Source organism: Streptomyces scopuliridis RB72 (assembly GCF_000718095.1).
In the GTDB taxonomy this organism is placed as follows: Bacteria; Actinomycetota; Actinomycetes; order Streptomycetales; family Streptomycetaceae; genus Streptomyces; species Streptomyces scopuliridis.
The window spans coordinates 15,354-28,073 of record NZ_JOEI01000024.1 but is presented as its reverse complement, the minus strand read 5'-3'; the positions used below and the strand labels follow the sequence as shown (position 1 = coordinate 28,073).

Below are 12,720 nucleotides of genomic sequence, written 5' to 3'. Positions count from 1 at the left end.
CCCGCGGGGGCCGCGGCACGTACCCTTTTCTGTTGTGCCGAACGCCAATGAAGACAATCCCCGTGCCCTCAGTCAGGTGCAGCGCCGTGCGGTCAGCGAACTGCTGCGGGTATCCCCCGTCGCTGACGATCTCGCGCGCCGGTTCCAGGAGTCCGGATTCACACTCGCCCTGGTCGGCGGCTCGGTCAGGGACGCCCTTCTCGGCCGGCTCGGCAATGACCTGGACTTCACGACCGATGCCCGGCCCGAGGATGTTCTGAAGATCGTCAGGCCTTGGGCGGATTCGGTGTGGGAAGTGGGGATCGCCTTCGGCACGGTCGGTCTCCAGAAGGACGCCCGGGTCGGAGACGCCGATCAGCGCTTCCAGATCGAAGTCACGACATACCGCTCGGAGGCCTACGACCGGACATCACGCAAACCCGAGGTGTCCTACGGCGACTCCATCGAGGAAGACCTTGTGCGCCGGGACTTCACGGTGAACGCGATGGCCGTCGCGCTGCCGCAGAAGGAGTTCATCGATCCCCACGGCGGGCTGGAAGACCTCTCCGCCCAGGTGCTGCGGACCCCCGGCACCCCCCAGGAGTCCTTCTCCGACGACCCCCTGCGGATGCTGCGGGCCGCGCGGTTCGCCGCCCAGCTGGACTTCGACGTGGATCCCGATGTGGTCGAGGCCGTGAAGGACATGTCCGGCCGTATCGAGATCGTCTCCGCCGAACGCGTACGGGACGAGCTGAACAAGCTGATCCTCTCCGCCCACCCGCGCAAGGGCCTGGCGCTGCTCGTCGACACCGGGCTCGCGGACCGGGTGCTGCCCGAGCTGCCGGCGCTGCGTCTGGAGAGCGATGAGCACCACCGGCACAAGGATGTCTACGAGCACTCGCTGACCGTCCTTGAGCAGGCCATCGATCTGGAGGGGAACGGGCCGGACCTGGTGCTGCGGCTGGCCGCGCTGCTGCACGACATCGGCAAGCCGAGGACGCGCCGCTTCGAAAAGGACGGCCGGGTCTCCTTCCATCACCATGAGGTGGTGGGCGCGAAGCTGACCAAGAAGCGGATGACCGCGCTCAAGTACTCCAATGAGATGGTGAGGGACGTCTCCCGGCTGGTGGAGCTGCACCTGCGCTTCCACGGCTACGGAACGGGCGAGTGGACCGACTCGGCGGTGCGGCGCTACGTACGTGATGCCGGGCCCCTGCTCGACAGGCTCCACAAGCTGACCCGCTCGGACTGCACCACACGCAACAAACGCAAGGCGAGCGCTCTCTCCCGGGCCTACGACGGCCTGGAGGAGCGCATCGTCCAGCTTCAGGAAAAGGAGGAGCTGGACGCCATCAGGCCCGATCTGGACGGCAACCAGATCCAGGAGATCCTGGGTGTCGGCCCCGGACCGGTGATCGGCGCCGCGTACACGTTCCTGCTGGAGCTGCGGCTGGAGAACGGGCCGATGGAGCATGATGCGGCTGTCGCCGCCCTCAAGGAATGGTGGACCGCGCAGAACTGAACCCGCGCGGGTCATGTTTCACGTGAAACATGACCCGCGCGCGATGCTCCGGGGGCGATGTTTCACGTGAAACATCGCCCCCGCCCGTTGTATGTCAGGGCCGCGGCCACGCCTGCGTAGAGCACGGCCACCGTCGCCACGAGCGGCACGGAGCGGCCGTCCGGCGGTAGCATCGCCGCGGCCACCCCCGCCGCACCGACGAAGGCGACATTGAAGAGGACGTCGTAGAGGGAGAAGACCCGGCCGCGGAAGTCGTCGTCCACCGCCGTCTGTACCACCGTGTCCGTGGCGATCTTCGCCCCCTGGGTGATCAGGCCGAGAACGAAGGCGGCGGCCAGGATGGGCGTAGGTGCGAAGGTCAGCCCCAAAGCCGGCTCCAGGACGGCCGCCGCTGCCGCACACAGCGCTATCCACCCGAACGGGCCGAGCCGTCCCACCGCCCACGGCGTGAGAACCGCGGCGGCGAAGAAGCCCGCGCCGGAGATGGCGACGGCCAGCCCGAGCAGTGCCAGCCCGTCGGCCTCCCGCTCCGTCCAGGCGTATCTGCAGAGCATCAGCACCATCACCGTCAGCGCCCCGTAGCAGAAGCGCATCACCGTCATGGCGGCCAGCGCACCGGCCGCCGCCCGCCGCTCCGTGAGATGGCGCACCCCGTCGGCCAGTCCGCGCGCCGTGGAGAGCAGGGCGGTCCCCAGCCGTGGCCGGCCCCGCGACGGCTTTCCGGGGCCCAGTAGTTCGCGCGCCAGCAGGAGCGAGGTGAGCGCCCCGCAGAGATAGAGGGCGGCGCCCAGCAGCACCACGGCGGCGTCGGAGTCCGCGATCGTCAGCCGTACGACGAAGGCGAGTCCGCCGCCCGCGGTCGCGGCGAGCGTTCCGGCGGTCGGGGAGAGTGAGTTCGCGAGGACGAGCCGCTCGTCATCGACCACATGCGGCAGGGCGGCAGAGAGCCCCGCGAGAACGAACCGGTTGACGGCAGTCACGGACAGCGCCGAGACATAGAAGAGCCAGTCGGGCACGGAGGCCACGATCAGCACCGCCGTACAGCCCGCGAGAAGGGCCCGCAGCAGATTCCCGTACAGAAAGACCTGGCGGCGCTGCCAGCGGTCCAGCAGCACCCCGGCGAATGGGCCGATCAGTGAATACGGCAGCAGGAGCACGGCCATCGCGGAGGCGATCGCGCCGGGCGAGGTCTGTTTCTCCGGGGAGAAGACGACATACGTGGCGAGCGCCACCTGGAAGACACCGTCGGCCCCCTGGGAGAGCAGCCGGACCGCCAGCAGTCGGCGGAAGTTTCCGAGGCGCAGGAGCACACGCAGATCACGCACGACAGGCATGTGAGCCAGCGTCACACACGCGGCCCCGCCACATACGAGAAGGGTCGCCGGACCAGCAGTCCGGAGACCCTTCTCGTCGTGACGGGGAGGCCGCGCTCTAGCGCTCGACCTCGCCGGCGATGAACTTCTCGACGTTCTCGCGGGCCTGGTCGTCGAAGTACTGGACCGGCGGCGACTTCATGAAGTACGAGGACGCGGAGAGGATCGGGCCGCCGATGCCCCGGTCCTTGGCGATCTTCGCGGCGCGCACGGCGTCGATGATGACACCCGCGGAGTTCGGGGAGTCCCAGACCTCCAGCTTGTACTCCAGGTTCAGCGGGACGTCACCGAAGGCGCGGCCCTCGAGGCGGACGTACGCCCACTTGCGGTCGTCGAGCCAGGCGACATAGTCCGACGGGCCGATGTGGACGTTGTCGGCACCCAGGTCGCGGTCGGGGATCTGGGACGTGACGGCCTGCGTCTTCGAGATCTTCTTGGACTCCAGACGCTCACGCTCAAGCATGTTCTTGAAGTCCATGTTGCCGCCGACGTTCAGCTGCATCGTGCGGTCCAGGACAACGCCCCGGTCCTCGAAGAGCTTCGCCATGACGCGGTGCGTGATCGTGGCGCCGACCTGGGACTTGATGTCGTCACCGACGATCGGGACACCGGCCTCGGTGAACTTGTCCGCCCACTCCTTCGTGCCGGCGATGAAGACCGGGAGGGCGTTGACGAAGGCGACCTTGGCGTCGATGGCGCACTGCGCGTAGTACTTCGCGGCGTCGTCGGAACCCACGGGCAGGTAGCAGACCAGGACATCGACCTGCTTGTCCTTGAGGGTCTGGACGATGTCCGCCGGCGCCTCGGGGGACTCCTCGATGGTCTGGCGGTAGTACTTCCCGAGACCGTCGAGGGTGTGGCCGCGCTGGACGGTGACGCCCGAGGACGGCACGTCACAGATCTTGATGGTGTTGTTCTCGCTGGCGCCGATGGCGTCCGCGAGGTCGAGGCCGACCTTCTTCGCGTCAACGTCGAAGGCGGCCACGAACTCGATGTCCCGCACGTGGTACTCGCCGAACTGGACATGCATCAGCCCCGGTACCTTGCCCGCCGGGTCGGCGTCCTTGTAGTACTCGACGCCCTGCACCAGTGAGGCGGCGCAGTTGCCCACGCCGACGATGGCTACGCGTACCGAACCCATTCCGGTTGCTCCCTGTGTGATGTCAGTGTTCGTGATGAAACCCTGCGGAGATGCAGGACCTCACTTGGTGGTGTCCGCGGACGGATCCGGCGGGCCGGGATGTCCCGGGGGCGTGCCCCCGGAAGACGCGGCATCCCGGTGCCGGGGCAGGCCGTCCGCTTCTCCTGATGTGCCTTCCTGCTCAGCGGGACTCCCGGGGCCGGACCGTCTCTGATCCCGTCCCGCCCGCTCGCTTTCGATGAGCTCGTTCAGCCAGCGCACCTCGCGCTCCACGGACTCCATGCCGTGCCGCTGAAGCTCCAGCGTGTAGTCGTCGAGGCGCTCGCGGGTACGGGCCAGGGAGGCGCGCATCTTCTCCAGACGCTCCTCCAGCCTGCTGCGGCGGCCCTCCAGCACCCGCATCCGCACCTCACGTTCCGTCTGTCCGAAGAAGGCGAACCGAGCCGCGAAATGCTCGTCCTCCCAGGCGTCGGGACCGGTGTGGGACAGCAGCTCCTCGAAGTGCTCCTTACCTTCCGCCGTCAGCCGGTAGACGATCTTGGCGCGGCGCCCCGCCAGCGAGGCGGCGAGCGCGTCCTCCGGAGCGCTCCCCGGCTCCTCGATCAACCAGCCGTTGGCGACCAGCGTCTTGAGGCAGGGATAGAGCGTCCCGTAACTGAAGGCGCGGAAGATCCCCAGCGAGGTATTGAGCCGTTTCCGCAGCTCATAGCCGTGCATGGGGGACTCGCGGAGCAGACCGAGGACAGCGAACTCAAGGATGCCCGAGCGTCTGCTCACCCGTCGCCTCCTTCGCTGTCCGGACTCTTATGCCGTACTGATGTATCGACTCGATACATCCCGACGATAGAACGGAGTGGAGGTTGCGACAAGAGGGGTCATGGTGAACGGCGTCACATCACCAATTCTCAGGAAGCAACTTGCCTGATTTAGGGTGAACTTCAGCTCTCGGGGGGTTTTGACCGTGCGTAGTCTGTGCGGCATGCAGACCACCGGGAACCGAGTGACGTCGGTAAGCGTCAAGACTGTCGGCTTACCGGATGCATATCGGATGAGCCCGATGCCGGGCCGGTCCGTATTCATTTCGGGGGGACCGGAACTCAACTGCCGCTTCCAGGCGTCCGCGCCTGCCCGAGGAGTAGTCGTTCGATGAGCGAGCACCGTCGCAAACCGCCGCAGCCGCAGGGTGGCGGTCGTGCCGCGGCCAGGCGTGCAGCCCAGCAGCCATCCGGCCGCCGCGCAGCCCCGCCCCGAGAAACCGTTTCGGCCTCACCCTCCGGCTCGTACGAGGAGGAGCCGCCCTACGGTGGCCGTGCCGCGGCCAGACGAGCCGCCCAGCGCGGTGGCCGCAGACGTGGAGGGGACGACGGCGGCGCCGGACGTGGTGGATCCGGCCGCGGCCGCGGTGAGCCGTACAAGAAGCGGCTGATCGACTACCCGCGCCAGGGCAAGTACGGCTGGCGCCGCTGGGTGCCGTCCTGGAAGCAGACCACCGGACTCGGCATCGCCTTCGTCGGCTCCATCATGGTCGCCGGGACCATCGCCTACGCGCTGGTGCAGGTGCCGGACCCCAATCTCGCCTCGAAGGCCGAGAACAACGTCTACTACTGGGACGACGGCACCCAGATGGTCGCCACCGGCGGCGAGGTCAACCGGCAGATCATCCCGATCGAGAAGATCCCCGAGGACATGCAGAACGCGGTGATCTCCGCCGAGAATAAGACCTTCAGGGACGACTCGGGCGTCGACCCGATGGGTATCGGCCGCGCTCTGGTCAACATGGCCAAGGGCGGCAACACCCAGGGTGGCTCCACCATCACCCAGCAGTACGTCAAGAACGCCCGGCTGGGCGACCAGAGCCAGACCCTGAGCCGCAAGTTCAAAGAGCTCTTCATCTCCATGAAGGTCGGCACCGAGATGGAGAAGCCCGCGATCATGGCGGGCTATCTCAACACCTCCTACTACGGACGCGGCGCCTTCGGTATCCAGGCCGCCGCCCGTACCTACTACGGCAAGGACGCGTCCCAGCTGAACGCCAGCGAGTGCGCGCTCCTGGCCACGCTCCTCAAGGGCGCGACGTACTACGACCCGGCCGGCCAGACCTCCATCGACCCGAAGGCCACCGCGGCGGCGAACACGAACAGAGCCACCAAGCGCTGGGCCTGGATCCTCGACGAGATGGTGAAGGACGGCCACCTCAAGCCGGAAGAGCGGGCCAAGTACACCAAGTTCCCGATGCCGGACGGAGTCAAGAAGAACACCGAGCAGAGCGGACAGATCGGCTACCTGGTCGACCTCGCCAAGGCCTACTTCGTCAACAACAACACCAGGGGCCTCACCACGGACGACCTCTCCAGGGGCGGCTTCGAGATCCACACGACCTTCAACAAGAAGAAGGTCGAACAGCTGAGGACGGCGGTCGAGGAGGTCTACGACGCCAACATCGACCCCAAGAAGCGCCCGAAGACCGACACACACGTCCAGTTCGGTGGCGCCTCCGTCGAGCCCGACACCGGCAAGATCGTCGCCATCTACGGCGGCCAGGACGCCACCAAGCACTTCACCAACAACGCCGACCAGACCGGCGCGCAGGTCGGATCGACCTTCAAGCCGTTCGTCCTGGCCGCGGCGATGCGGGACGGCGTCCGCGACCCGGCCGACGGCACTCGTACATCTATCTCGCCCGACAAGACCATCTACAACGGCGACAACAAGCTGAAGATCAAGAACTACGACGGTTCGATCTGGACCAACGAGGAAGACAAGGAGTGGCTGCAGGTCAACGACGGCGACAAGTCGTACGGGCCCGTCGATCTGCGCTACGCCATGCAGGAATCGGCCAACTCCCCGTTCGTCCAGCTGGGCATGGACGTCGGCATCCCCCAGGTGCGGGACGCCGCCATCGATGCCGGGCTGCTGAACGGCTCCCTCTCCCAGTCGAACGTGCCGTCCTTCTCGATCGGTATCTCCGACCCCAGCGCCATCCGGATGGCCGGCGCCTACGGCACGTTCGCCTCCAGTGGCAAGCAGCGCGACCCCTACTCCGTCACCAAAGTGCTCCAGAGCGGCAAGAGCGTCTACGAGCACGAGACCAAGGTGAAGAGCGCGTTCGACGCGGCCGTCGCGGACAACGTCACGGACGTACTGAAGACCGTCGTGGAGAAGGGCACCGGTAAGAACGCCCGGCTCCCGGGGCGCGAGGTGGCCGGCAAGACCGGTACCACCGACGGCAACAAGTCGGCCTGGTTCGTGGGCTACACCCCGCAGCTGTCGACCGCCATCGACATGTACCGGATGGACGACGACGCGACGAACAAGGACCGCGAGTTCCTGAAGATGTTCGGCACGGGTGGCCAGGACAAGATCCACGGTGCCTCGTTCCCCTCGGAGATCTGGCATGACTACATGGCGGAGGCGCTCAAGGGGCAGCAGGCCGTGAAGTTCCCCGAGCCCGAGCCCATCGGAGGGGCCTGGTACGGCGGCGGCGCGTCCCCGTCCCCGACGCCGAGCGAGTCGCCGTCCGAGTCGCCGTCCGAGTCGCCGTCCGAGTCGCCGTCCGAGTCGCCGTCCGAGTCGCCGTCCGAGACGCCGTCCTCCTCGGAATCCTGCAACCAGCCGTTCGGCTGCGCCAATGGCGGCGGCAACGGGGGCAACGGCGGCAACGGAGGCAATGGGGGCAATGGGGGCAACGGCGGGCCCGGCGGGGAAAGCAGCTCGCCATCCGGCTCCCCCGGCGAGAGCACCGACAACGGCGGAGGCATCTTCGGAGGTCCCGGAGGCTGACCGCCCCCACGGCACCCGCCACGAGGGCCGCCGCACCGACACGTACCGCCCCGCGTACGTGTACGGCGCGGCGGCCCTCGCCGTGTTCCCGGCGGCGTACGGCAGGATGGGCGCCATGCCCAGCGCAGAAGAGACATCCGTGGACCAGGACCGGCCGGACGTGCCGCCCACGCGGCGTGACGAGATCGCCGCGGCCGGCAGCGAGCTGATCGGCGGCCCCATCGGGCGCTGGGCCTGGCTCGGCAGCAGCAGGCTCACCCCCGTACGCGTCGTCGCACTCGTGGCGATCGGCATGTTTGCGCTGGGCATGGCGCAGAAGATGCCCTGCTACGACTGGGCCTGGTTCCGCGGCGCCAGCTCCCAGTACACCCACGCCTGCTACTCGGACATCCCGCACCTCTACCTGGGGCGCGGCTTCGCCGACAACCTCGTGCCGTACTTCGACCGCCTCAACGGCGACATGGAGTATCTGGAGTACCCCGTACTGACCGGCCTCTTCATGGAAGTCGCCTCCTGGCTCACACCGGGCGGCTCCCTCCAGTACCGCGAACAGATGTACTGGATGGTCAACGCGGGAATGCTGATGATCTGCGCCGCGGTCATCGCGGTCTGCGTCGCCCGCACCCACCGCCGCCGCCCCTGGGACGCCCTGCTCGTCGCCCTCGCGCCCGCCTTCGCACTCACCGCCACCATCAACTGGGACCTGCTGGCCGTGGCGCTCACCGCCGCCGCGATGCTGATGTGGTCACGCGGCCGCGCCCTGGCCTTCGGCATCCTCATCGGCCTCGCCACCGCCGCCAAGCTCTACCCCGTGCTGCTCCTGGGACCGCTGCTCCTGCTGTGCTGGCGCGCCGGGAGATTCCGCGAGTACGGAACGGCGGTCCTGGGCACGGCCGCCGCATGGCTGGCGGTGAATCTGCCGGTCATGGTGCTCGCACCCGAAGGATGGAAGAAGTTCTACACCTTCAGCCAGGAACGCCAGGTCGACTTCGGCTCCTTCTGGCTGATCATCACCCAGCGCACGGGCGAGTCCCTGGACGTCGGCACGGTCAACAACTGGGCGATGCTGCTGATGCTCCTGGCGTGCGCGGGCATCGCGACGCTCGCCCTGACAGCCCCGCGCCGGCCGCGCTTCGCCCAGCTCGCCTTCCTCGTCGTCGCCGCCTTCATCCTCACCAACAAGGTCTACTCACCGCAGTACGTCCTGTGGCTCGTCCCGCTGGCGGCCCTCGCCCGGCCGCGCTGGCGCGACTTCCTGATCTGGCAGGCCTGCGAGGTCATGTACTACCTCGGCATCTGGATGTACCTCGCCTACACGACAAGCGGCGACGCCCACAAAGGACTGCCCACCGAGGGCTACCAGCTCGCCATCGCCCTGCATCTGCTGGGCACGCTGTACCTCTGCGCGCTGGTCGTACGCGACATCCTGATGCCCGAGAAGGACGGCGTACGCACCGACGGCTCCGACGACCCGTCCGGCGGCGTACTGGACCGCGCGGAGGACAGATTCGTACTCGGCGGAGCGGCCCGGCCCACACAGCACGTCACCCAGTCGGTGGGGGCGCCCCGGGTCGAATGGGGAGTACGGCCGCCAGGAGCCGCCTGAGCGGCCCCGGGCCCGCGACACCGCCCGGGGGTCCCGCTCCGCATCAAAAAGGCCGCAGAGCGCTCCAGGAGCGCTCTGCGGCCTTTCGGGTGACGTCCCGCTCAGCGGTCGACGAGACGGTCGAACTGCGTCGTCGTGTGCCGCAGATGCGCCACCAGCTCATCCCCGACCTTGGGCTCCTGCGCGTCCGACGGCACGAACAGGATCGACACCTGCATATGCGGCGGCTCCGCGAACCAGCGCTGCTTACCGTCCCAGACGAACGGCGACAGATTGCGGTTCACCGTGGCCAAACCCGCCCGCGCGACACCCTTCGCACGCGGCATCACCCCGTGCAGCGCCTTCGGAGCCTCCAGACCCACCCCATGAGACGTACCCCCGGCGACCACCACCAGCCAGCCGTCGGAAGCGACCTTCTGCTGGCGATAGCCGAACCGGTCCCCCTTGGAGACACGGGTGACATCCAGAACAGAGCCCCGGTACTCGGTCGCGTCATGATCACCCAGCCACAGCCGCGTACCGATACGGGCCCGGAAGCGGGTCTGCGGGAACTGCTGCTGCAACCTGGCCAGCTCCGTGGAGCGCAAATGACTCACGAACATCGAGTGCAGCGGAAGCCGCGCCGCACGCAGCCGGTCCATCCACGCGATGACCTCCTCCACCGCGTCGGAACCGTCCGTACGGTCCAGCGGAAGATGCAGGGCGAAGCCCTCCAGCCGCACATCCTCTATAGCCGCGTGCAACTGGCCGAGCTCCTCCTCCTTCACGCCATGGCGCTTCATCGAACTCATGCACTCGATGACCACACGAGCGCCCACCAGCGCGAAGACACCATCGACGGACGAGACCGAACGCACCACCCGATCGGGCAGCGGCACCGGCTCCTCACCCCGCCGGAACGGCGTCAGAACCAGCAGGTCACCACTGAACCAGTCCTTGATCCTCGCTGCCTCGTAGATGGTCCCGACAGCCAGCATGTCGGAACCGAAACGCGTGGTCTCATCGGCGAGACGCTCATGACCGAAGCCATAGCCATTGCCCTTGCAGACCGGGACAACCCCCGGGAACTGCTCGATGACCGACTTCTGGTGCGCCCGCCAGCGCGCGGTGTCGACGTAGAGGGAGAGCGCCATGCCGGTCCGGAACCTTTCTCTCGGCTGCCGTGAATCGAAGAGATGGATGAACGAGGGAGAAGGAAAAGAACAGCCGCGGTCAGCGGCGCGACATATAGATGTCAAGCGCCTTGTGCAGCAGCTTGTTGAGCGGGAAGTCCCACTCACCGATGTACTCGACGGCCTCGCCGCCAGTACCCACCTTGAACTGGATCAGACCGAAGAGATGATCGGACTCATCGAGCGAGTCGGAGATCCCGCGCAGGTCATAGACCGTCGCACCCATCGCGTACGCGTCACGCAGCATCCGCCACTGCATCGCGTTCGACGGCCGGACCTCACGCTTGTGATTGGCCGACGCACCGTACGAGTACCAGACATGACCACCGACGATCAGCATCGTCGCCGCCGCGACATTCTCACCCTCGTGCCGGGCGAAATACAGCCGCATACGGTTCGGGTCCTCGTTGTTCAGCACCGTCCACATGCGCTGGAAGTACGACAACGGGCGCGGCCGGAAATGATCCCGCTCAGCCGTGATCTCGTACAGCCGCTGCCACTCACCGAGATCCTCGTAGCTGCCCTGCACCACATCGACGCCGGCCTTCTCGGCCTTCTTGATATTGCGCCGCCACAACTGGTTGAAGCCCTTGAGGACATCATCCAGCGACCGGTTCGCCAACGGCACCTGGAAGACATAACGCGGCTGCACATCACCGAAGCCCGCGCCGCCGTCCTCCCCCTGCTGCCAGCCCATCTTGCGCAGCCGGTCGGACACCTCGAACGCACGCGGCTCGATATGCGTCGCCTCGACATCACGCAGCCGCTTCACATCCGGATCCTGGATACCCGACTTGATCGCACCCGCGTTCCACCGGCGGATCACCACCGGCGGGCCCATCTTCACCGAGAAGGCACCCTGATGCTTCAGATGCGCCAGCATCGGCTGCAGCCACTCGTCCAGATTCGGGGCGTACCAGTTCAGCACCGGCCCCTCGGGCAGATACGCCAGATAACGCTTGATCTTCGGCAACTGACGGTAGAGCACCAGCCCCGCACCGACCAACTGGTCGTTCTTGTCGAACCAGCCCAGATTCTCCGAGCGCCACTCCGTCTTGACGTCAGCCCACGCCGGGACCTGGCAATGACTCGCCGCCGGCAGACTCTGGATATACGCCAGATGCTGCTCTCGACTGATGGTCCTCAGGGTCAGGCTCATGCGGGGCGCTCCTCGGCAGGTGTGTCCCCATCGATACAGGGGCTCCGGCTCTCGCGCCGAAGCCTACTGCGCCGATGGAGCGCCCCGTCTGGCTGTGGGCGGAGCGTCCGGCTATCCGACGACCCCACCGAACAGTCCGCCATGCGCCATTCCGAGGAAGAACCCGACCGCCGAGGCGCCGAGCCCGATGATGATCAGGAACCGTTCACGCGTCGTCACGGAGATGAACTGCCCGTACGCGCCCGTCAGGACCCCCACCAGCCCCGCCCACGAACTGAGCAGATGCAGATTGTGGAAGAAAGCCGAGACGAAGGCGAGAACGCCCAGCGTCAGCGTCACCGCGACCAGGGTGTCCTGGAGCGGATGACGCTTGCCGTCCGTGGAGAACAGAGAAGTGGCGGAGTTCGGTCGCATTGCCTGTGCCATCTGGCACCTCCTGGCCTTGCCGGAAGGCGGCGCATCGTAGCGCCGCGCACACCCGATGTGTACAGATTGCGTCCGCAGGCGGCCGGATTTCAACCGGAAGCCGGTCTGTGAGTAGTCTGTACGGTCTGCACCGGTGTCTGCCCACGCCAGAACGATCCGCTCGCCCGGCGAGCCGGATTGTCAGTGGCGGCCGATACCGTTGCTTACGCATCACGACCCTCCTGCCACGGAACGACCGTGGCCGCTGAGTCCAAAGGAGGTGGGTTCCACATGCGTCACTACGAGGTGATGGTCATCCTCGACCCCGATCTCGAGGAGCGCGCTGTCTCCCCGCTGATCGAGAACTTCCTCTCCGTCGTCCGCGAGGGCAACGGAAAGGTCGAGAAGGTCGACACCTGGGGCCGTCGTCGTCTCTCTTACGAGATCAAGAAGAAGCCCGAGGGCATCTACTCGGTCATCGACCTGCAGGCCGAGCCCGCAGTCGTCAAGGAGCTCGACCGACAGATGAACCTGAACGAGTCGGTCCTCCGGACCAAGGTCCTCCGTCCCGAGACCCACTGAG

At 66.9% G+C, this 12,720-nt stretch carries 10 protein-coding genes; 4 read left to right on the top strand and 6 right to left on the bottom strand.

The annotated features are described in order from the left end of the window. Positions 1-34: 34 nt before the first annotated feature. Positions 35-1,501 (top strand): CCA tRNA nucleotidyltransferase, encoded by a 1,467-nt coding sequence (locus tag IF11_RS0127095; protein ID WP_206300699.1) that lies wholly within the window; start codon positions 35-37, stop codon positions 1,499-1,501. A 62-nt stretch (positions 1,502-1,563) separates the two neighbouring features. On the opposite strand, the gene IF11_RS0127090 is transcribed toward IF11_RS0127095, so the two are convergent. The 3 genes from IF11_RS0127090 to IF11_RS0127080 form a co-directional block, all read right to left on the bottom strand. Then, complete coding sequence (locus IF11_RS0127090) at positions 1,564-2,835, bottom strand: MFS transporter (RefSeq protein ID WP_030354359.1); 1,272 nt, start codon at positions 2,833-2,835, stop codon at positions 1,564-1,566. 97 nt (positions 2,836-2,932) lie between these two features. After that, complete coding sequence (locus tag IF11_RS0127085; protein WP_030354358.1) at positions 2,933-4,015, bottom strand: inositol-3-phosphate synthase; 1,083 nt, start codon at positions 4,013-4,015, stop codon at positions 2,933-2,935. Between the two features lie 60 nt (positions 4,016-4,075). After that, positions 4,076-4,792 (bottom strand): PadR family transcriptional regulator, encoded by a 717-nt coding sequence (locus tag IF11_RS0127080; RefSeq protein WP_030354357.1) that lies wholly within the window; start codon positions 4,790-4,792, stop codon positions 4,076-4,078. 369 nt (positions 4,793-5,161) lie between these two features. On the opposite strand from IF11_RS0127080, the gene IF11_RS0127075 reads away from it, so the two are divergent. Beyond that, positions 5,162-7,795, top strand: a complete 2,634-nt coding sequence (locus IF11_RS0127075) for a transglycosylase domain-containing protein (RefSeq protein ID WP_030354356.1) — start codon at positions 5,162-5,164, stop codon at positions 7,793-7,795. 115 nt (positions 7,796-7,910) lie between these two features. Next, positions 7,911-9,401 carry a glycosyltransferase family 87 protein gene (locus IF11_RS0127070; RefSeq protein WP_030354355.1) on the top strand — a complete coding sequence of 497 codons (1,491 nt, stop codon included), beginning with the start codon at positions 7,911-7,913 and terminating at the stop codon, positions 9,399-9,401. Positions 9,402-9,502: 101 nt separating this feature from the next. Here IF11_RS0127070 and IF11_RS0127065 read toward each other — a convergent pair whose 3' ends face one another. From IF11_RS0127065 to IF11_RS0127055, 3 genes are all read right to left on the bottom strand, one after another. After that, positions 9,503-10,534: an alanine racemase gene (locus tag IF11_RS0127065; protein ID WP_030354354.1), complete on the bottom strand. Its 1,032-nt coding sequence runs from the start codon at positions 10,532-10,534 to the stop codon at positions 9,503-9,505. Positions 10,535-10,613: 79 nt separating this feature from the next. After that, a complete protein-coding gene (locus IF11_RS0127060; RefSeq protein ID WP_030354353.1) occupies positions 10,614-11,732 on the bottom strand; it encodes a lipid II:glycine glycyltransferase FemX in 1,119 nt (372 codons plus the stop codon). Between the two features lie 111 nt (positions 11,733-11,843). Then, positions 11,844-12,158: a hypothetical protein gene (locus tag IF11_RS0127055; protein WP_030354352.1), complete on the bottom strand. Its 315-nt coding sequence runs from the start codon at positions 12,156-12,158 to the stop codon at positions 11,844-11,846. Positions 12,159-12,428: 270 nt separating this feature from the next. On the opposite strand from IF11_RS0127055, the gene rpsF reads away from it, so the two are divergent. Then, positions 12,429-12,719: a 30S ribosomal protein S6 gene (gene rpsF / locus IF11_RS0127050; protein WP_006604399.1), complete on the top strand. Its 291-nt coding sequence runs from the start codon at positions 12,429-12,431 to the stop codon at positions 12,717-12,719. Position 12,720 lies beyond the last annotated feature (1 nt).

Bases quoted from the DNA above. Each gene is read 5' to 3' on its own strand.
- IF11_RS0127070 (WP_030354355.1), top strand. From the start codon at position 7,911: ATGCCCAGCGCAGAAGAGACATCCGTGGACCAGGACCGGCCGGACGTG.
- IF11_RS0127060 (WP_030354353.1), bottom strand. From the start codon at position 11,732: ATGAGCCTGACCCTGAGGACCATCAGTCGAGAGCAGCATCTGGCGTAT.
- IF11_RS0127065 (WP_030354354.1), bottom strand. From the start codon at position 10,534: ATGGCGCTCTCCCTCTACGTCGACACCGCGCGCTGGCGGGCGCACCAG.
- IF11_RS0127085 (WP_030354358.1), bottom strand. From the start codon at position 4,015: ATGGGTTCGGTACGCGTAGCCATCGTCGGCGTGGGCAACTGCGCCGCC.
- IF11_RS0127090 (WP_030354359.1), bottom strand. From the start codon at position 2,835: ATGCCTGTCGTGCGTGATCTGCGTGTGCTCCTGCGCCTCGGAAACTTC.
- IF11_RS0127055 (WP_030354352.1), bottom strand. From the start codon at position 12,158: ATGGCACAGGCAATGCGACCGAACTCCGCCACTTCTCTGTTCTCCACG.
- IF11_RS0127075 (WP_030354356.1), top strand. From the start codon at position 5,162: ATGAGCGAGCACCGTCGCAAACCGCCGCAGCCGCAGGGTGGCGGTCGT.
- rpsF (WP_006604399.1), top strand. From the start codon at position 12,429: ATGCGTCACTACGAGGTGATGGTCATCCTCGACCCCGATCTCGAGGAG.